The organism is Paenibacillus sp. YSY-4.3, assembly GCF_054767475.1.
In genome coordinates, this window is the sequence record NZ_BAABMC010000002.1 from 824789 (window position 1) to 845325 (window position 20537).

Consider the following 20537-nt stretch of genomic DNA (forward strand, 5'->3'; position numbering starts at 1 on the left):
GTGAATCACGACTTTCAAGGTAATAATAAACATTAATCTACAAAATATAACATCATTCTCCGATATAAATGGTTGGACAAACTAATATTGGAGGATGTTATGAAAATTAGCCGTTTATTCAAAAGTCATGCAACACATTTTATGATGGCCTGGATTCTAGTCATCAGCACCTTGGTCGCGCCTTTATCCGCCAGTGCTGCGGCCGTCAACGAAACGAACCTGAACTGGATTCAGGGCTCAGATCAGGCGCTTCCTGTGGGAGACATCGCGCAGGTCACTATTAATGAGGATTACGTGTTTCTGAATGGCGCCGATGTCAAGGCCTATATCAGACAATATGGACAAGTTCCTTCTGATCTAGAGATCGGAGCTGTTTTTCCTATAGACGAAGATGCTTACTGGGTGACTTACTTCGAATACGTAGACTCCGGTCATATCTCAGATGACGAGAAGACCAAGATCGATGCCGACAAGCTTCTGGATAGCTTCAAAAAAGGCACAGAGGAAGTCAACAAAGAAGTTGAAGAACATAACCGTCTTTATGTAGACGGATGGGATATCGAACCTACATATAACGAATCCTTGCGAAGCCTCACATGGTCTTTGCTCCTTCATGATTACAAAGGGGAAAAGCTCATTAACTATCACGTCCGCATATTAACGCGTACTGGCTACCTATCCGTCATTCTGGCCTCAGACCCTGAGAACCTGGCCGCAGACCGCGCGACAATGGAGCGCGACATCCTGCCGAACCTCGTTATTAACCCTGGTAAAACCTATGAGGACTTTGACCCTGCAGTCGATAAAAAATCCTCCATGGGATTGACGGGACTCATCCTGGGTGGCGCAGGACTTGCGGTCGCCAAAAAGGCTGGGCTGTTCGGACTGCTAGCCGTACTGATCAAAAAATTCTGGTTCGTGGTCATATTGCCGTTCGTATGGGTATTCAACAAGCTCCGCAGGAAAGGCAACAACAAGCAGCAGGAAGATCCGGCACAAGAGACTAACCAAGCGGATGAAGTAGATCACAGCTCGCATGCAAGCGACCCGCACGGAACCGACGAAGATTCAAAATTCAAATCAAAATTCGAAATAGAAGAGGAAAATAAAAAGCCGCCGACTTCACTCTAAGAGAAATCAAAAAAACCTCGGATTTCAGCAAGCATCATGCCGCTGCGATCCGAGGTTTTGGCTTTTATTGTAGTAAATTACCGCGCCACCTTCTGCTTCTCACGAAGCACGCGCTGAATATCGCGCTGCGCATCGCGTTTGGCGGCAGATTCCCGTTTGTCATACTGCTTCTTCCCTTTACCAAGGCCGATAAGCAGTTTGGCATAACCGTTGCGAATATAGATCTTCAGCGGCACAATCGAGTAGCCTTCCTGCTTGGATAGCCCGAGCAGCTTGCTAATCTGTGCCTTGTGCATCAGCAGCTTCCGTGTACGAGTCGGATCAGTCGGATTGCTCCGATTGCCTTGCTCGAACGGACTGATATGCATGTTGTGAATATGGATCTCGCCGTTACGAATCGTCGCAAATGCATCGCCGATATTCGCTCTTCCGTTACGGATCGACTTAATTTCGGTACCAGTCAGCACCATCCCTGCCTCAAAGGTATCCTCGATGAAGTAATCATGGGAAGCCTTCTTGTTCTGCGCCAACACTTTACCATCATTCTTCTTGCCCATGTTTCATCCTCCTCCATCGCCATTTTTGCCAGGTCACTGACTCTAGTATATCAGAAATTTATTGTATCAACTCCCTGCGGCAAAAGCAAGGAGCTTGCGCACCGCTGCGCGGCGCAAAACCACAGGCCGCCCCGCCAGGCGCGGGCGGCCACACAAAGCGGCCCCCACCACCGTGGGGGCCGCCGCCACAGGCCGCGCCGTTCCGGCACGCGGCCCAAACCGCTGCCCGCCCGGGCACAGCCCACGGGCGGGCGTACCGCACTCGCAAGAGCTACCGCTTCTTGCGCGGCTTCCCATCGGCGTCCGGCGCACCACTGCTGCCGCCGCCGATGAAAATCCCGCTCGCGGACGTCTTCTTCCGCCGCGAGCTCTTGCCCGCGCCGCCGCCGCTGCCGCCCGCTTTGCGGCTCGTGGCCGCCGGCCCGGCGCCATAGCCGCCCTTGCCGGAGCCGAAGCCAAAGCTCACCGCTGGCCCGGCATCCACAGCCGCTCCGGCGCCACGCTTGCCGCGCTTGCCACTGGCCGCCGCCTTGCCCTTGCCGCCAGCGCCTTTGCCGGCCTTGCCGAAGGCTTTGCCCGCTCCGGCCTTCTTCCCGGCTTTACCGCCGCCGGCCTTACCGCCTTTGCCGCCAGCCGCCTGCCATGGCTTCCCGCCGCCTTTACCGCCTGGACGCCCGCCGAAGCCGTCTTCAAAGCCTTCTCCCCGGCGCCGCGGCTTCATATCGACCATCTCGAAATCGATCGTATGGTCGTCCATATTGACCCGGGCCACGCGAATCTCGACCTCATCGCCGATGCGGTAGATTTTCGACGTGCGCTCGCCGATCAGTGCCATATGCTGCTCATGGAAGTGGTAATAATCGTCCGTCATCGCGCTCAGGCGAATCAAGCCTTCTACCGTGTTCTCCAGCTCAATGAACATCCCGAAGCTCGTCACGCTGCTAATAATGCCCGGGAACTCTTCCCCGACCTTATCGAGCATGAACTCGGCCTTCTTCAGCTGCTCCGTATCCCGCTCGGCTTCGACGGCGACCCGCTCGCGCTCGGACGATTGCTGGGCAACCTCCTGCATCCGGCTGGCCAAATATTCTTCCCGCGCCGCCGGCAGAGCCCCTCCGTTCTCGATAACCTCGCGAATGACCCGGTGAATGACCAAATCCGGATAACGCCGGATCGGCGAGGTAAAGTGCGAATAGAATTCGGCAGCCAGCCCGAAATGCCCCGTGCTCTCCGCATCATATTTCGCCTGCTTCATCGAACGCAGCATCATCGTGCTGATGACTGTCTGCTCCTTCGTCCCCTGGATATCCTCCAGCAGCGACTGCAGTGCCCGCGGATGAACGCGGTCTCCCTTGCCGCCTTTGACCGAATATCCAAAGTTAGCGACGAACATCATGAAATTGAGCAGCTTCTCCTGATCCGGGTCTTCGTGAATCCGGTAAATGAACGGCACCTTCAGCCAGTGGAAATGCTCCGCCACCGTCTCGTTGGCCGCCAGCATGAATTCCTCGATAATTTGCTCCGCGATCGAACGCTCTCTTTTGACGATATCCGTCGGCTTGCCGTTCTCGTCCACGATCACCTTCGATTCCTCGAAGTCGAAATCCACCGCCCCGCGGCGCATCCGTTTGCTCCGCAGCTTGAGCGCCAGCTCCTTCATCAGGCGGAACATATCGACTAATTCGCTGTAGCGCGCCGACACCTCTGGATCCTCGTCCTCTACGATTTTGCGGACATTCGTGTAGGTCATCCGTTCTTTCGTGCGGATCACGCTCGTAAAAATGTCATGCTTCACGACCTTCATCTGCTCGTTGAATTCCATCTCGCACGACAGTGTGAACCGGTCTACCTTCGGATTCAGGGAGCATATGCCGTTCGACAGCCGATGCGGCAGCATCGGAATAACACGGTCCACCAAGTACACGCTGCAGCCGCGGTTATACGCCTCCTGATCGAGCTTCGATTTCTCGCGCACATAATAGCCGACGTCGGCGATATGCACGCCCAGCTTGATGTTGCCGTTCGGCAGACGCTCCACGTTCACGGCGTCGTCTAAATCCTTCGCATCCTCGCCGTCAATCGTCACGATGACCTTGTCCCGCAGATCGCGGCGCCCTTGCTTGGCAATTTCCGCCGGGTCGATCTCATCGGGGACGCTCATCGCCTCTTCCATCACATCGTCTGGAAAAGCCTCCGGCAATTGATGCTTACGGATGATCGACAGAATATCGACGCCCGGGTCATCCTTATGCCCGAGAATTTCGATAATCTCGCCTTCGGCCGCGGCTCTCCCTTCCGGATACTGTACAATCCGCACCACGACCTTCTGGCCGTTGGCCGCGCCGTTAAAACCCTCTTTCGGAATAAAAATATCACGATTAATCCGCTTGTCATCCGGGATGACGAAGCCATAAGCCTCTTCATTTTGAAATACGCCGACAACCTGGGTTACGGCCCGGGTAACGACCCGTACGACCTCACCCTCCAGCTTGCCGCCGGCCACACTCTTCGAATTAACACGCACGAACACGGTGTCCCCGTTCATCGCGCTTTTGAGATCATTAGCATGAATATATACGTCAGGGTGCTCGCGATCCTCTGGAATGAGAAAAGCGAAGCCTTTGGCATGCGCCTGCAGCCGCCCCCGCACCAAATCCATCCGCTCCGGCATGCCGTAACGGTGAGTACGCGTCAGTATGATTTTTCCTTCCTGCTCCAAACGGTTCAGCAGCTTCAGGAACTCCTTGAATTCCTTCGCGTCTGTAATATGGAAATGCCCTTCAAGCTCCTGATACGTCATCGGTTTATAAGCGGTCTCCCGCATAAAATCAAGCAGCTCTGATTCTGTTACCATAACAACTCACCTCGGCCCGGCTCGGCTTGTCCTTAACCGGTTATGTATTTTATATGTTGGGAACTGATTTCCATGAATTACCCTCCATGTATATACCCTAGTATACACGAAATTAACCGTCATCATCCGTTTCTCCGCAAATCGCCGAACTTCATTTTTCACCAAATTTCATTTCACCTGAAAACCAATGCAAAAAAGCCCCGTTCGTAAAGAACGAGGGCTCTTATAGGTATCCTATTTAATAGCAACGGCAACCGCGATGGCCAGGATGAAGAATCCTGCAGCAAATGCAACAGTAACCCGCTCCAGAACAAGTTCCATACCGCGTGCTTTCGCCTTGCCAAACAGATGTTCCGCTCCTCCAGAGATGGCGCCGGTCAGACCCGCGCTTTTACCTTCCTGCAGAAGGACTGCCGTGATTACACCGATGGAAAAAATAATAAGCAATATTTTCAAAAACAATTCCATTGTATCCACCTCCTAAGTGAGAACATCCAAATTAATTCAACGATTATCATGATGATTGCATCATGTCATAAACAGAAAAACAGCATTATTATTGTACCATAGCATCCACGGAATGACAACCTAATTAAGCAATGTACCCCTATGTTTTCCATTCTTACATTCAACGCTCTAATCCAACGGTTGCAGGTGCTGAATTATTTTTTCCAGAAGCTCAGATAAAGCTCCATCCTGAATTTGCACGTAGAAGTACTATCCATTTCAATATAAATTTTGTCTTTCTTTGTTCATTCTTAAGACATATGTTGGATCCGGATAAGCCACATTAAAAACTAACACACTACAGGCTCTCCACTCACTTAACGCCAAGCATGAATCGCGGATTTCTAGTTCTAAATGGAATTATAGTAGTTAGTTTCTGCGGCAAAGAAAGGAAAGCAGATTTAAATGGATTTTATGTCGTTAGAAGAAGGGAACTGTCCATCATGGGCGAGATTCTTGATTTTAGGTACATGAAATCCATCTACTCCCCTAAAACATTCGTTTAGAGCATAATTAGATACATGAATTCCATTTAGTGTTCGAGTTCGACAGCTTATATAACATAGGCCAAAGAGTGTGGATTTTAGAGTTCGATAGCCTATATAAGATGAGCCAAAGAATGGGATACAGGCAAGGGAGAAATTGATTCAGGCAAAAATGGATTCCGCAGAAAGGATAGTTTTCTAAAAGAAAGGGATACCCCTCAGTCATCTTTAATGACTGCTGGGACAGCCCCATCGTTTTTTTTATTAGGGTTATACAATTTCCCTCAGATCAATTGCATTTTTAACGTTACCACAACAAAAACTCCCGCATTCTTTAGAATGCGGGAGTAACTGTCAATAGATGCTGAAGACTTGCTCCAGACTATTGTTTCAGGTTGTAGAAAGATTTCAGGCCGTTGTATTGAGCCAGCTCGCCCAATTGGTCTTCGATGCGAAGCAATTGGTTGTATTTCGCAACACGGTCTGTACGGGATGGTGCACCTGTTTTAATTTGGCCAGCGTTAGTCGCTACAGCGATGTCAGCGATCGTGCTGTCTTCGGACTCACCGGAACGGTGCGAGATAACTGCCGTGTAGCCTGCGCGTTTTGCCATTTCGATCGCGTCGAATGTTTCTGTCAGCGTACCGATTTGGTTTACTTTGATCAGGATAGAGTTACCGATACCTTTTTCGATACCTGTTGCAAGACGCTCAGTGTTAGTAACGAACAAATCGTCACCAACCAATTGAACTTTGTCGCCCAATTTTTCAGTAAGCAATTTCCATCCATCCCAGTCGTCTTCGGACATACCATCTTCGATGGTAATGATTGGGTATTTATCAACCCATGAAGCAAGAAGGTCAACATACTCAGCGGAAGTGTAAGATTTACCTTCGCCAGCAAGTGTGTATTTACCGTCTTTGTAGAACTCAGTGGAAGCAACGTCCATACCCAAGAATACGTCAACACCTGGTTTGTAACCAGCTTTTTCGATCGCTTCGATAATTGTAGTGATTGCTTCTTCATTCGAACCAAGGTTTGGCGCGAAACCACCTTCGTCACCTACAGCTGTGTTTAGACCTTTGGCACTCAATACGGATTTTAAGTTGTGGAAGATTTCTGCTCCAACACGAAGAGCTTCTTTGAACGTTGGTGCTCCTACAGGAAGAACCATGAACTCTTGAACGTCAATGTTGTTGTCAGCATGCTCACCACCGTTGATGATGTTCATCATTGGAACTGGAAGCTGTTTCGCGTTGAATCCGCCAAGGTATACGTACAGTGGAAGATCCAGAGCGTCAGCTGCTGCACGAGCTACAGCCATGGACACAGCCAGGATCGCGTTTGCGCCGAGCTTGCCTTTGTTAGGTGTTCCGTCCAAAGTGATCATCAGTTTGTCGATGCCGAGTTGATCCAAAGCGTCCATGCCGATCACTTCAGGAGCGATAATTTCGTTTACGTTCTCAACAGCTTTCAGTACCCCTTTACCCAGGTAACGGGATTTGTCCCCATCACGCAGTTCAACCGCTTCGTGAGCGCCAGTGGAAGCACCGGAAGGAACGATAGCGCGGCCAATTGCGCCGGACTCCAGATATACTTCAACTTCTACCGTCGGATTACCGCGGGAGTCTAGGACTTCGCGAGCGTATACGTCAGAAATAATAGTCATTGTATAGTCTCCTTTAAAATGTGTATTTTTTTATGCTTTGCGGCTGGCGATCATCGAGGTGCCTGTCATTTCTTCCGGCTTAGGCAGACCCATCAAATCCAGAAGTGTTGGCGCCACATCCGCCAGGATGCCGCTATCACGTAGTATAACATTCTCATCAGTTATGATAAAAGGAACCGGGTTCGTCGTATGTGCCGTGAACGGACGGCCGTTCTCGTCGAATACCATATCGGCATTCCCGTGGTCAGCGATGATGATGACGACGCCGCCTTTTGCCTTAACGGCATCCACCACTTTGCCTACGCATTCGTCGGTTACTTCCACCGCTTTCTTCGTTGGCTCCAGCATGCCGGAATGGCCTACCATATCCGGGTTTGCGAAGTTCAGAATGATCGCGTCATGCTTATCGGACTCGATCTCCTTCACGGCAGCTTCAGCCACTTCATAAGCGCTCATCTCCGGCTTCAGGTCGTACGTGGCGACCTTCGGCGAGTTGATCAGCACGCGCGTTTCGCCTGGCAGCTGAACATCACGCCCGCCGCTGAAAAAGAACGTGACGTGAGGATATTTCTCCGTTTCGGCAATGCGAAGCTGAGTTTTCCCGTTCTGCACCAGAACCTCGCCAAACGTATTGTCCAGATCTTTCGGCTTGTAGGCTACATAGCCGTCTACCGTCTCTGCGAACAGCGTCAGGCAGACGAAATGCAGACCTTGCGGGAACTTCGGCCCCCGGTCAAAGCCTTGGAAATCCTTGTTCGTAAATACGTTCGACAATTGAATCGCCCGGTCAGGACGGAAGTTCAGGAACACGACCGAATCACCGGACTCAACAAGCGCAATCGGCTGGTCATGTCCGTCCACGATGACAGTCGGCATAACGAATTCGTCGAATACCGATTTCTCGTAGGATTCTGTCACAGCCGTGATCGGATCGGTGTATCTCGGTCCATCGCCGTATACCATGGCGCGGTAGGACTTCTCCACGCGGTCCCAGCGTTTATCGCGGTCCATCGCATAGTAACGTCCTTGCACCGTGGCGATTTTGCCTACTCCGACTTCCTCGATCTTGGCGATGAGACGCTCGATGAAGCCTTTCGCACTATCCGGAGCCACGTCGCGGCCATCCAGGAATGCGTGGATATAGACCTCGTTCATCTCTTCCTTCTTCGCAAGGTCGAGCATTGCGAACAAATGGTCAATGTGGCTGTGTACGCCGCCATCGGAGAGAAGTCCGTATAGATGAAGCTTCTTTCCGTTAGCCTTGGCGCTGCGTACGGCACTTACCAAAGTCTCGTTCTCGAAAAATTCGCCCTCGCGGATCGATTTGGAGATCCGAGTCAAGTCCTGATACACGATGCGTCCCGCACCAATGTTCAAGTGACCTACCTCGGAGTTCCCCATTTGTCCTTCCGGCAGGCCTACGGCCTCGCCGCAAGCAGTCAGCGTAGTATTCGGATATTCCTTCAGGTAGCGGTCGTAGTTCGGCTTGTTAGCCTGGGCAACCGCGTTGCCTTCCGTCGTATTCCGAAGCCCGAAGCCGTCCATAATGATCAATGCTACAGGTCTTGGAGCTGCCATTTATTGCGCCCCCTCGACCAGCTGAATATAAGAAGCCGGCTGCAGGCTGGCACCGCCGACTAGCGCTCCGTCGATGTCGCTTTCGCTCATATATTCTTTCACATTCTCAGGTTTTACGCTGCCGCCGTATTGAATACGAACTTTGCCGGCAACCTCTTCATTGTACAAATCTTTAACTAAGCTGCGGATGTAGGAAATCACTTCATTCGCATCCTGAGCCGTCGAGGATTTGCCCGTTCCGATTGCCCAGATTGGCTCGTAAGCGATAACCACTTGCGCAGCCTGTTCTGCGGACAATCCGTTTAGCGCCGCTTCAGTTTGCACCTTAACGACTTCTTTCGTTTGTCCAGCTTCGCGCTCTTCCAGCTTCTCGCCGACGCAAGGAATCGGAGTCAAGCCATGCTTGAATGCAGCATGAACTTTCTTATTCACGATTTCATCCGTCTCTCCGAAGTAAGCCCGGCGCTCCGAATGCCCGATAATGACATAATCGACGCCGAGGTCTTTCAGCATTCCGCCGCTGATTTCACCGGTAAATGCACCCTCATCTTCGAAATGCAGGTTTTGAGCACCAATTTTGATTTTCGTTCCTTTAGCCGCTTCGACCAAAGCTGGCAGATTCGTGAAAGGAGCGCAAATTACGCTCTCTACGCCTTCTACCTCCGCCTTGCCTTTCACCGCTTCGAAGAAAGCTTTTGCTTCAGGAACGGTTTTGAACATTTTCCAGTTCCCTGCAATGATCGGTGTTCTCATGCGGTTCACTCCTTATCTTTCACTGATAGTTTTACTTGTCGTTCAGAGCCACAACGCCCGGAAGCGCCTTGCCTTCCATGAATTCCAGGGAAGCGCCGCCGCCCGTGGAGATGTGATCCATTTTATCCGCCAAATTGAATTTCTCCGTTGCCGCAGCCGAGTCGCCACCGCCGATAATCGTGTAGCCTTCTGTTGAAGCGCAAGCTTCTGCTACTTCGCGAGTACCGTTCGCAAAAATATCAATTTCAAATACGCCCATCGGTCCGTTCCATACGACGAGCTTGGAGTTCTTGATGATCTCCGCATATTTCGCGCGCGTCTTCGGTCCGATGTCCACGCCTTCCCAATCTGCCGGAATGCTGTCGATATCGACGACTTTATGGTTGGCATCCGCGCTGAAGTCATCTGCAACAACGATGTCTACAGGAAGCACGAAGTTTTTGCCCAGCTTCTTCGCTTTCTCGATAAATTCGAGGGAAGCGTCCAGCTTGCTCTCATCCAGCAGAGATTTACCGATCTCATAGCCTTGCGCTTTGAAGAAGGTATAAGTCAGGCCGCCGCCGATCAATACGTTGTCGGCAATGTTAAGCAGGTTATCGATAACATCGATTTTGTCTTTAACCTTGGAACCGCCGATGATCGCCGTGAAAGGACGATCCGGATTGGACAATGCTTTGCCAAGAACGTCAAGCTCTTTCTCCATCAGCAGACCGGATACGGCTGGCAGATGATGAGCGATGCCTTCTGTGGAAGCATGGGCACGGTGAGCTGCACCAAACGCGTCATTGACGAATAGATCAGCCAGCTCAGCGAATTGCTTCGCAAGCTCAGGATCATTCTTCTCTTCGCCTGGGTAGAAGCGTACGTTCTCTAGTACAAGTACATCGCCGTTGTTCAAGGCAGCTACTTGTGCTTTAACCGCTTCGCCGACAGCTTCGTCAGCTTTCGCTACTTTTTTGCCGAGTAATTCGGAAAGGCGTTCTGCAGCCAGATTCAAGCGCAGCGATTCGACCACTTGGCCTTTCGGACGTCCCATATGGCTGGCAAGAATAACTTTCGCGCCTTTCTCAACCAAATAGTTAATCGTAGGCAGCGTCTCACGAATACGAGTATCATCAGAAATTTTACCATCCTGAACTGGGACGTTAAAATCGACGCGGACAAACACGCGTTTGCCGGTTACTTCCACATCACGTACACTTTTCTTGTTCATCTCCACGTTCCTCCTAAGGTATGCGGCTATGGCTTCTAGGCCACTATGCGCCACGGGTTCTCTTGAATGATTTCTCTCCTAAGCGGTGCTTGTATCTCTATAATTTGTGTGTGTGAATGTCGATTCTATAACTTCATGAACCAAAGAGGAGTCCTGCAGCCAGGTCGCTCCTCTTTGGGTATATAAGTGTTATATAGCGGGATTACTTAGCTTTTTTAGCGAAGTACTCCAACGTACGAACGAGTTGTGCTGTGTAGGACATTTCATTGTCATACCAAGCTACAGTTTTAACCAGCTGCTTGTCGCCAACGGTAAGAACTTTAGTTTGCGTGGCATCGAACAGGGAACCGAAAGTGATTCCTTTGATGTCGGAAGATACGATTTCGTCTTCTGTGTAACCGTAAGTTTCTGGATCAGCAGCAGCTTTCATTGCATCGTTGATCTCAGCAGCCGTTACGCTCTTATCAAGAACAGTTACAAGCTCAGTCAGGGAACCAGTAGCTACAGGCACACGTTGTGCTGCGCCGTCAAGTTTGCCTTGCAGTTCAGGGATAACCAGACCGATTGCTTTAGCAGCGCCAGTCGTGTTAGGAATGATGTTCTCAGCTGCTGCGCGAGCACGACGGAAGTCGCCTTTCGCATGAGGAGCATCAAGTGTGTTTTGGTCGCCTGTGTAAGCGTGGATCGTCGTCATCAAACCTTCAACGATACCGAATTTGTCGTTCAGAACTTTAGCCATTGGAGCCAAGCAGTTCGTCGTACAGGAAGCGCCGGAAATAACCGTCTCGGAACCATCAAGGATTTCATGGTTAACGTTGTAAACGATCGTTTTCATGTCGCCTGTAGCTGGTGCGGAGATAACAACTTTCTTCGCGCCGCCTTTCAAGTGAAGCTCAGCTTTTTCTTTCGTTGTGAAGAAGCCTGTGCACTCCAGAACGATGTCAACGCCAAGCTCGCCCCAAGGAAGTTCTTCAGGGTTGCGGTTTGCAAGAACTTTAACTTCTTTGCCGTTAACTTTGAAGAAGCCGTCATGAACTTCTACATCGCCGTCGAATCTGCCTTGAGTTGTATCATATTTCAACAGATGAGCCAACATTTTAGCGTCGGTCAAGTCATTAATCGCTACTACTTCGATGCCTTCTACGTTTTGAATACGACGGAAAGCAAGACGTCCAATACGTCCAAAACCGTTAATACCTACTTTTACACTCATTGATAGATCCTCCCAGTGTGTTTGTTTTTTTATTATTCAAGACCAACCTGATAAGGCAGTCATGAGTAAATAAGGTTAAACGATCAAAATACGCTGTTCTGCTGTTTTTCTTTTTGCTCCAGTTCGCTCACGATGTCCATTGCCGCGGCTTCGTCCGTGACGAGAATGTCTTCATGTCCGAACTGCAGCACCGCGTGTATAGCTTTGGCCTTACTTTTGCCGCCCGCGATTCCGATCACCGTGTCCGTCTTCCTGATGTCTTCCAGACGGAGTCCCAAGGTCAGCATTTTGTGAACAACTACGCCTTCTTCGTCGAAATAATATCCAAATGATTCTGCGACCGCGCCATCCTTCTGCAAGTCCTCGATCATTGCAGCGTCGAGTTTGCGGCGACGGGCCATCTCCGTAGCATCCCCTATGCCGTGCACAACAATCCGCGCCTGGCGAATCGTGCTCACGATATCCCGGATGTTCGGGTCGTGTACCAGTGACTGATACGCTTCCTTGCCGAGCAAATCAGGCACATGCAGCAATCGGTATCCTGCTCCAACCCGCTTAGCCATGCCGGAAGCAATCGTATTCGCCTGGATTTCCAGGCTCTCGCCAAGCCCTCCACGCGCCGGAACGAACCAGTTCTGCTTGAACGCTGTATTCGCCGGCGGATTCAGCTGCTCCGCTACCTCGGCCATCGTTGTACCGCCCGTGACCGCTACGACGTCTCCGCCGCGCATGGCCCCTAGCAGCGCCTTGGCACCTGCCAGACCGAGCTCCCGCTTCGTCAGCGGAGAGTTCTCCCAGTCTCCAGGGATAACCACAACTTTGCGCAATCCAAAGGCTTTGCGAATCTTCTCCTCCAAATTAGCGAGGCCGAATATTTCCTTTACGATCGGCTCCATATCTTCTAGCAGTTTCCTGCCCGAATCGCTAATCCTCATGCCTATATTCTCGATTTCAATCAGGCCTTGAGCCTTCAGGAGATCTGTTTCGGCACGCAGTACACGTTCCGTCATGTTTAGCGATAGCGCCAAGGTTCTGCGACCAATCACATCCGATAACATGATCTGGTGAAGTATGGTATGCCTTTTTTTGAGAATTTCCATGAGATCTGGAAGAAGCTGCTTTTGCATTTCTAAAATATTTCGCATGCTTTCCACTCCTGCAAGCTTCGTCTTCCTCTCCATCTCCCTTGGCCTTAAAATGTCCCGGGTTAACGTTTTAAGTCCCACTGATATTTTAACCAATTTTGGTCCCTGTTGCAAGTGTGATGTCCCTATATTTCTCTATCTTCGGGAGACTTATTCAACAATCTTCGATGAAATTCGCCAAGACATGAAAAATGGCGTTGTCATGTCTTTTTTTACGGCAAGCCGGCAACAATATGCTAGCAATCTAGTTTGTTGATTTACAAAATAGTAGAGATGGAGGTATACTTGAATTGGTATCTAATTACAATTTTGGGAAATGTGGTGTGTCGCTTGCGTGTTTTGCCAACCTATATTCTTATCATTTGCATTGTTTTTATAACCGGATGTACGGGTCAGCCCTCCCCTTCCAAACTGAACGACAACGAGCTCACCCTAAACATCGGCTACTTCTCAGAACAGCAGTTCGAGAATCGATATTCGTCCTTGCTGTCGATTGAATACCCGAAATTAAATTACAATGTAATATCCACAAGAGACTTTATAACCGAGAAGAAATCCGTGCAAGAATGGGCTGCCGAGAACGCTGTGGACCTGATCTACCTACCGCCGGTTTATCTGCAATCTTTGGCAAAGAACGAATTGCTCCAGGAGCTTGACCCATACATACAAAAAAACTCCTTCTCTCTGGATACTTTCGTTCCGAGTGCCGTAGAGCTCATGAGGCAATATGGAGATGGCGAGCTGTACGGACTGGCTCCAACCTTCTATAGCCGAGCTCTTGTATACAACTCTCGTTTATTTGATCAATATGGCGTTCCATATCCTAAGGATCAGATGACCTGGGAAGAAATCATTGATTTAGCCCATCAATTTCCCAAAGGATTGGCGCTTTCTTACCCGTCGACCGCCCACTTTTTAATTAACGTAGGGCAAACCGAGAATCTCCAAGCCTACAGCGAGGATACGAACCAAATCACTTTAGACAGCTCCTCATGGGCAAATTTACTGGAGCTTACTCTTGAGCCGCTAAGAACAGGCAATATTGCCATTCATGATTCAAATGACAATTTATTTTTAACAGGCGAATATGCCATGGGTATTATCACTTACGAAGAATTGATTCAACTGGAGCAGCAAGGCTCGGATTTGGAATGGAAGCTGGTGACCATGCCAACCCATCCATCAGAGCCGGATTCAAGCCACCACTATGTGTTAGACGGCATGTGGGCTATTCCTGCCAGTTCGACCGAAAGCGATGCAGCCTGGGAATTAATCCGTTTCTTTATGTCGGATCAAACGGCCAAGTGGTCGTATCGTTCCGTTTACGGCTTTTCTTCACTTACAGCCTATACTTTCATGGGGCAGAGCACGGAAAATATAGAAGCCTTCTACAAGCTTAGACCTGCTTATCGTACAAGCCCGGTCCCAAGCACAATATATGAGCTTCTCAATGAAGCGATAGAACAAGTCATCACCGGAAATGCAACAGTAGAACAGGCATTAGCTGAAGTAGCTAAGAAAGAAATTCAATAACTATACCAACTCTGCAATTAGGTGAGTGTAATCGGGACACCTTCTGTTCCGTTTACATATAAGCATCCAGACTCGCACTTCAGCATTATGCCGAGAGAGGAGGGTTTGGTTCTTATCTTTTTAAAGCACTCGTGTTGACTTGCAATAATAAAATGAAGCAAGGAGCGTGTTAAGATGAAAAAGGCAACATTAGCTGCTACAGCCACTTCACTTTTTTTGGCTATCGCTATCCCAACGTTTGCTGCGGACATTGATACGCCAGATCCCAATGTAACAACGGTTGCTTTTATTGGTTCAAGCCAATCCTCCCCCAACACCGTTAGGGGTAAGTCTTATGCACTTACTTCGAATACCAAAATGACCAGTCTAAATGTACAAGGAACCTTCTATCAATCATCAACCCAGAAAGAAACCGGCACCGCTACTACGACCAGCAGAAATACCGAAGCTGCCTGGTTAACAAAAGACGGCGTATACTCCAGCAATGGATCCTACAAGTTAAATACGGCATCAAGAACTTATTTCTCCGGGGGCAAATACGCCCAGGATTATGCATCAGATAGCTGGTAATAGATAGGGCGGGTCTATCCCGCCCTATTCTTCACTTATAAGGAGGGACATACATATGCCCGGAAGACGCGGACTGCTCATGATCCTGCTTCTTAGTGTCGTTATGTCGTCACTTGCAGGCTGCCAGAGGCCGCAGCAGGTTAAGCCGATTACGATCAAAGTCAGTTATCCGTCTGCACAGCAGTTCTATAAGATGTTCGGTTTTGCTTTTCAGAAATCGCATCCCCATATTGAAATCCAGGTCATCCAGGATGAACCCAGTATGGACGCTGGCAGCTTCGATACAGAGGCTGATGTAATCTATATAAACGGAATGGATCAATACAAAGCAGCAATAGAACAAGGTAAGCTTAGGCAGATTCTCCCGCCGTTATTAGATCCATCGACGAATGAAGGAGAACTCTCGCCGATCGTTACCGCATTACTTAGCTCAGCTTCCGAGGACGGCCGCTACTATGCGCTAGCTCCCGCTTTTCATAGCGAAGCATTATATTTCAACAAGAAACTGTTTGACGAATATAACATCGCTTATCCGTACGACGGAATGAGCTGGAGCGATGTATTTGCTCTGGCACAGCGATTTCCTACTGAAGATAAGGAGGGCAACCGCTTATACGGCATTCAAATGAATTATTATAAGAACGTGACGATGAATTATATCCTTAAAGCCGGGGAAACCGAGAACTTGTCTTATTTGGATCCCCACACCCTGAAGGTAACGATGAACACTGAGCGTTGGAATTCGATTTGGACAACCGCTGTTCAGGCTTTCCGTGCAGGAGTCGTTTACGATCAAGGCGAGGATCTGGATTCAATGAAGCATCCCGCATTTTTGACGGAAGATGCGGCAATGACCGTGAGCTCCAATGCTCTCGCTTATAATTTCGAACCCTTCTCTCATTTTGAAGATGGTACAATGCTCGATTGGGGAGTAGTTAGCGCGCCCATTGACCCGTTGAGTCCGGATACCTCCAACTTTTATGAGATTTTTGACCTTTTTGGTGTTTCTACAATCTCTGAGCATCCGGAAGAAGCACTGGAACTCGTTAAATTCATTGCGGGAGATTCCTTTAACAGCCGCCTGCTGGCCCAAAAACAGCCCAATTACGGCCTACCTTCCGTTACCGAATATGTCCAGCCGGTAGGCGCGCATGATCTCTCTCCCCTTTATTTGCTTCAGGCCAACCCCGATTACATCGACCCGTATACCCAGGTTGACGCCGATGTGCTGGATGCTTTTCAATCTGCCGCGCAATCCGTGCTGGATCGGCTCCTACAAAATGAGCTGACGCTAGAGGAAGCGCTCGCGGAAGCGGAGCTGCGTGGTCAAGAAGCGGTCGATGCAGCAGTCGCTGAGATTAAGCTGAAGCAGTAAAGAGCAAAGTAAATAACATGCCGCCAACACGTTCAGGCCAGTTCACACCGCTCGGCAGCTTTCGGCCCGCAGTATTGCTCTTTGGCATGGAGACGGACATGCCGTCCACACACGTGTTGGCGCAGAATAAAATTTGCCACTTGAAATTTGCACCCCGATGCCATATAATCATTTTTGTTACGCTAAATTTGCGCCCGTGGTCCAATGGATATGACGTAGGCCTCCGGAGCCTGAGATCGAGGTTCGATTCCTCGCGGGCGCGCCATCTTATCTTCAATCTCTACACACACAAAGCCTTGCATAAGGCTTTTTTTATTTCTCTTATTCTCTTTATCCGCGTACTCGTGGAATCACAGCGGAAGAACGAATGCACCCAAGCGGTGCTTTTCTTTTTTTTATTAGTTTGACCATCTTTGACTTTATGCTTGAAATTGTTTATGATGAGGTTAATAATTCTCGATTTCGTCAATTATGAGATTGATTGAATCGATACCTGAATCTATATTACAATGGAGGCTATACTGCTCGCTTCGCAATTGGCCCGGCCTTTGTCGCAAGGGACGCTAGTAGTAGCTCGAACCAATCTAAGGAGGTTTTATCGGTGAGTTATATTCCAATGGTCGTTGAACAAAGCAACCGCGGAGAACGCGCATACGACATTTATTCCAGACTGCTGAAAGACCGTATTATCTTCCTTGGTAGCGGAGTGAATGACGTCGTTGCCAACTCCATCATCGCACAAATGCTGTTCCTGGACGCAGAAGATCCAGGCAAAGATATTCATTTGTACATTAATAGCCCTGGCGGCTCGATTACCGCAGGGATGGCGATTTTTGATACGATGCAATTCATTAAATCGGACGTATCAACGATTTGCGTTGGGATGGCTGCTTCCATGGGCGCATTCCTGCTGAATGCGGGCGCCAAAGGCAAGCGCTATGCGCTGCCGAACAGTGAGATCATGATCCACCAGCCGCTTGGCGGTGCGGAAGGACAAGCGACGGACATCGAAATCCGGGCTCGCCGCATCCTCAAAATGCGCGATAAACTGAATCACATTCTTGCGGAGCGTACTGGGCAACCACTGGAGCGGATTGAGAAGGATACGGATCGCGATTACTTTATGAGCGCTGCCGAAGCGATGGAATACGGCATCGTGGACAAAGTTATCGAAAGAGTGACTCCTGAAGGAGTGTAATCGTTATTGATATAAGGCTGTCTTCCAAGCATAGCTTGGAGGACAGTCTTTCTTGCAATTAGGGTGCTAGAATATAAAGGAGACAAGAGGATGAGCAATAACCGAACGAGCAAGCAATATGATTTCAGCCACAGTCTGGGCCAGGTGGCCATGGGAGCAGAACCTGCCGATCTGGTCGTGACTAACGGTACACTGGTTAACGTATATACCGGCGAACTGATCGAGAATACGGATGTAGCCATCAAGCATGGCCGCATTGCTTACGTTGGCGGCGCATTACATACGATAGGAACAAGCACGCAAGTGATCGACGCCGCTGGGCGGTATATTTCGCCCGGTCTGCTGGATGGACATATGCACGTCGAAAGCACGATGTTGTCCGTGACCGAATTCTCCAAAGCAGCGCTAGCCAAAGGAACGACCGCCATATTCATGGACCCGCATGAAATTGCCAACGTATTCGGCACTGAAGGTGTCCGCCTCATGCATGAAGAGGGCCGCGGCTTGCCGCTCAAAGTGTACACCACCTTCCCTTCCTGCGTTCCGTCCACGACGGACTTGGAGGATGCCGGAGCCGAGCTCCATGTCGCCGACATCGCGGAAGGCATGACCTGGGACGGCGTGGCCGGACTGGGCGAAGTGATGAACTTCCCTGGCGTCGTGCATGGCGAACCGAAAATGACCGGGGAAATCAAAGCCACCATGGAAGCCGGCAAAGCGGTAACCGGCCACTTCCCAAGCGATGATGAGCAGCAATTGCAGGCCTACATTGCCGCGGGCGTAACCTCTTGTCACGAGACGGTTACGAGAGAACAAGGCTTGGCCAAGCTAAGGCTCGGTATGCATCTGATGATCCGTGAGGGCTCCGCCTGGCATGACGTCAAAGAGGTCATCAAAGTCGTCACCGAGGATCGCGTGCGGACCGACAACATCATGCTTGTTACCGACGACGTCTACCCGGAAACGCTTGTTGAGAAGGGGCATCTTAACCACGTTATCCGCCGCGCCATCGAGGAAGGCGTTGACCCGGTTACTGCCATTCAGATGGGAACGATCAACACAGCCCGTTATTTCAAACTCGACGGCGATATCGGCGGAATCGCTCCAGGCAAATGCGCTGACCTGCTGCTCATTGATGATTTGCGGCAAATGGAGCCGTCCACTGTCATTACGAACGGAGAGCTGGTATACGATCACGGTAAGCTGACAGCTCAGTTCCCAAGCTACGTCTATCCGGAGAAGATTCGGCAGTCAGTTCATTTGGCCCGGCCGCTTACTCCAGCCGACTTCCTGTTGAACAGCCGGAGCCAGGGAACAAGCACCAAGGTGCATGTTATCCAAGCGATCGAGAACAGCGCCCGTACAGCCAAAGCAGTAGCGATGCTGTCCGTCTCCGGCGGCATCATCCAACCTGACCCTGAGCAGGATATCGTGCAGCTGGCGTGCATCGAGCGCCATCATGGCACAGGACAAATCTCTTTGGCATTTGCCCAAGGCTTCCAATTGAAAAGCGGGGCGGTCGCTTCTACAGTCGCCCATGACAGCCACAATCTGCTCGTTATGGGAACGAACGCGGAGGACATGGCTCTCGCGGCCAATGAGCTTGCCCGGCTCGGCGGCGGCATGATCGTGGTGGAGAACGGCCAAATTCTCGCCGCGGTTCCGATGGTCATCGCCGGCCTGATGTCCGATCAGCCTCTGGAGACCGTGACAAGGGAAGTGAAGCAGCTCGCCGAAGCCTGGCAGCAGTTGGGCTGTCCGTTGAACGCGCCGTTTATGACCTTCTCGCTAATCGCCCTGCCGGTCATTCCGGAGATCCGCATTTCGAACCGCGGCCTGGTCGACGTCACTGAGTTTAAGCTAATTCCCGTAGAGATCATCGAAGAATAAGAGAACAAATCTAAGGAGGCAACTATGAAAGTAGACATATGGTCAGACTTCGCTTGCCCGTTCTGCTATATCGGCAAACGCAAATTCGAAGCCGCCCTGAAGCAATTCCCGCACGGCGATCAAGTCCAAATCGGCTTCCGCAGCTTCGAGCTGGCGCCCGATGCCGAGAAGAAGACCGGCAAGGACATCAATACCATACTGGCCGAAAAATACGGCATGCCGTACGACCGAGCCAAACAAATGAACGAGCAAGTTACCATGCAGGCCGCTGAAGTCGGGCTGGAATACCATATGGATAAAGTTATTCCGACGAACACCCATGATGCCCACCAAATGACGCAGTTCGCCAAGCAGCATGGCAAAGGAAACGAGTTGGCCGAACGGCTATTCAAAGCTTACTTCACGGAAGGGCTCGATCTCGGAGACCAGCCTACGCTCGCCCGATTAGCGGCCGAAGTTGGCCTGGACGAACAAGAAGCTCTTCACGCCCTTGAGGAAGGCTCCTTCAATTCCACGGTCATCGGCGAGCTCCAACAGGGCGCGCGTCTTGGAATTACTGGTGTTCCATTCTTCGTGTTCAACGATAAATACGCCGTATCCGGCGCACAGCCGAGCGGAACGTTCCTGGAAGCACTTGAGCAGGTGTGGCAGGAAGAACAGCAGCAGCCATTGCAAGTGATCTCCGGCCAGACAGGCGGAAATTCGGACGCAGGCCCGGATTCCGACCCTTCCTGCTCTGACGGCTCCTGCTCCGTTTGACAGCTCGTCCTGAAAATAATAGCTCCCCTCATGGCAGGCAGGTTAAATACCCGCCCTTATGAGGGGAGCTTTTTCGTCATTGCGTATAATTCAGCGCCTCGTGAGTA

The 20537-nt window shown here is 50.4% G+C and carries 16 protein-coding genes and 1 tRNA gene; 8 read left to right on the forward strand and 9 right to left on the reverse strand.

Annotation, left to right across the window (positions count from 1 at the left end):
* Positions 1 to 99 precede the first annotated feature (99 nt).
* Positions 100 to 1131 carry a DUF2167 domain-containing protein gene (locus ACYUJT_RS10390; protein ID WP_460321407.1) on the forward strand — a complete coding sequence of 344 codons (1032 nt, stop codon included), beginning with the start codon at positions 100 to 102 and terminating at the stop codon, positions 1129 to 1131.
* A gap of 77 nt (positions 1132 to 1208) precedes the next feature.
* On the opposite strand, the gene smpB is transcribed toward ACYUJT_RS10390, so the two are convergent.
* The 9 genes from smpB to ACYUJT_RS10435 all read right to left on the reverse strand — a co-directional run bounded on the left by smpB (position 1209) and on the right by ACYUJT_RS10435 (position 13105).
* Positions 1209 to 1688 carry an SsrA-binding protein SmpB gene (gene smpB, locus ACYUJT_RS10395; protein WP_460321410.1) on the reverse strand — a complete coding sequence of 160 codons (480 nt, stop codon included), beginning with the start codon at positions 1686 to 1688 and terminating at the stop codon, positions 1209 to 1211.
* Positions 1689 to 1959: 271 nt separating this feature from the next.
* On the reverse strand, positions 1960 to 4542 hold the full coding sequence (gene rnr, locus ACYUJT_RS10400) for a ribonuclease R (protein ID WP_460321412.1): 2583 nt from the start codon (positions 4540 to 4542) through the stop codon (positions 1960 to 1962).
* A gap of 234 nt (positions 4543 to 4776) precedes the next feature.
* Positions 4777 to 5010, reverse strand: a complete 234-nt coding sequence (gene secG / locus ACYUJT_RS10405; RefSeq protein ID WP_460321415.1) for a preprotein translocase subunit SecG — start codon at positions 5008 to 5010, stop codon at positions 4777 to 4779.
* Between the two features lie 906 nt (positions 5011 to 5916).
* On the reverse strand, positions 5917 to 7203 hold the full coding sequence (gene eno / locus ACYUJT_RS10410; RefSeq protein ID WP_460321419.1) for a phosphopyruvate hydratase: 1287 nt from the start codon (positions 7201 to 7203) through the stop codon (positions 5917 to 5919).
* Between the two features lie 30 nt (positions 7204 to 7233).
* A complete protein-coding gene (gpmI, locus tag ACYUJT_RS10415; protein ID WP_460321422.1) occupies positions 7234 to 8781 on the reverse strand; it encodes a 2,3-bisphosphoglycerate-independent phosphoglycerate mutase in 1548 nt (515 codons plus the stop codon).
* Positions 8782 to 9534 carry a triose-phosphate isomerase gene (gene tpiA, locus ACYUJT_RS10420; RefSeq protein WP_460321426.1) on the reverse strand — a complete coding sequence of 251 codons (753 nt, stop codon included), beginning with the start codon at positions 9532 to 9534 and terminating at the stop codon, positions 8782 to 8784.
* Between the two features lie 31 nt (positions 9535 to 9565).
* Positions 9566 to 10747, reverse strand: a complete 1182-nt coding sequence (locus tag ACYUJT_RS10425; protein WP_460321428.1) for a phosphoglycerate kinase — start codon at positions 10745 to 10747, stop codon at positions 9566 to 9568.
* A gap of 202 nt (positions 10748 to 10949) precedes the next feature.
* A complete protein-coding gene (gene gap / locus ACYUJT_RS10430; protein ID WP_460321430.1) occupies positions 10950 to 11960 on the reverse strand; it encodes a type I glyceraldehyde-3-phosphate dehydrogenase in 1011 nt (336 codons plus the stop codon).
* A gap of 83 nt (positions 11961 to 12043) precedes the next feature.
* Complete coding sequence (locus ACYUJT_RS10435; RefSeq protein ID WP_460321432.1) at positions 12044 to 13105, reverse strand: sugar-binding transcriptional regulator; 1062 nt, start codon at positions 13103 to 13105, stop codon at positions 12044 to 12046.
* Between the two features lie 249 nt (positions 13106 to 13354).
* On the opposite strand from ACYUJT_RS10435, the gene ACYUJT_RS10440 reads away from it, so the two are divergent.
* From ACYUJT_RS10440 to ACYUJT_RS10470, 7 genes are all read left to right on the forward strand, one after another.
* Positions 13355 to 14638, forward strand: coding sequence for an ABC transporter substrate-binding protein (locus ACYUJT_RS10440; protein WP_460321435.1), 1284 nt, complete (start codon positions 13355 to 13357; stop codon positions 14636 to 14638).
* Between the two features lie 174 nt (positions 14639 to 14812).
* On the forward strand, positions 14813 to 15208 hold the full coding sequence (locus ACYUJT_RS10445) for a hypothetical protein (RefSeq protein WP_460321438.1): 396 nt from the start codon (positions 14813 to 14815) through the stop codon (positions 15206 to 15208).
* A gap of 55 nt (positions 15209 to 15263) precedes the next feature.
* Positions 15264 to 16583 (forward strand): ABC transporter substrate-binding protein, encoded by a 1320-nt coding sequence (locus ACYUJT_RS10450; RefSeq protein ID WP_460321440.1) that lies wholly within the window; start codon positions 15264 to 15266, stop codon positions 16581 to 16583.
* Positions 16584 to 16773: 190 nt separating this feature from the next.
* Positions 16774 to 16848 (forward strand) — tRNA-Arg (locus ACYUJT_RS10455).
* A 336-nt stretch (positions 16849 to 17184) separates the two neighbouring features.
* Entirely contained in the window at positions 17185 to 17781 is a 597-nt protein-coding gene (gene clpP / locus ACYUJT_RS10460) for an ATP-dependent Clp endopeptidase proteolytic subunit ClpP (RefSeq protein ID WP_460321442.1), read from the forward strand.
* A 90-nt stretch (positions 17782 to 17871) separates the two neighbouring features.
* A complete protein-coding gene (gene ade / locus ACYUJT_RS10465) occupies positions 17872 to 19671 on the forward strand; it encodes an adenine deaminase (RefSeq protein WP_460321444.1) in 1800 nt (599 codons plus the stop codon).
* 24 nt (positions 19672 to 19695) lie between these two features.
* The gene (locus ACYUJT_RS10470; protein WP_460321446.1) at positions 19696 to 20430 is read left to right on the forward strand and encodes a DsbA family oxidoreductase; all 735 of its coding nucleotides are present in this window, start codon (positions 19696 to 19698) and stop codon (positions 20428 to 20430) included.
* The last annotated feature ends 107 nt before the right edge of the window (positions 20431 to 20537 follow it).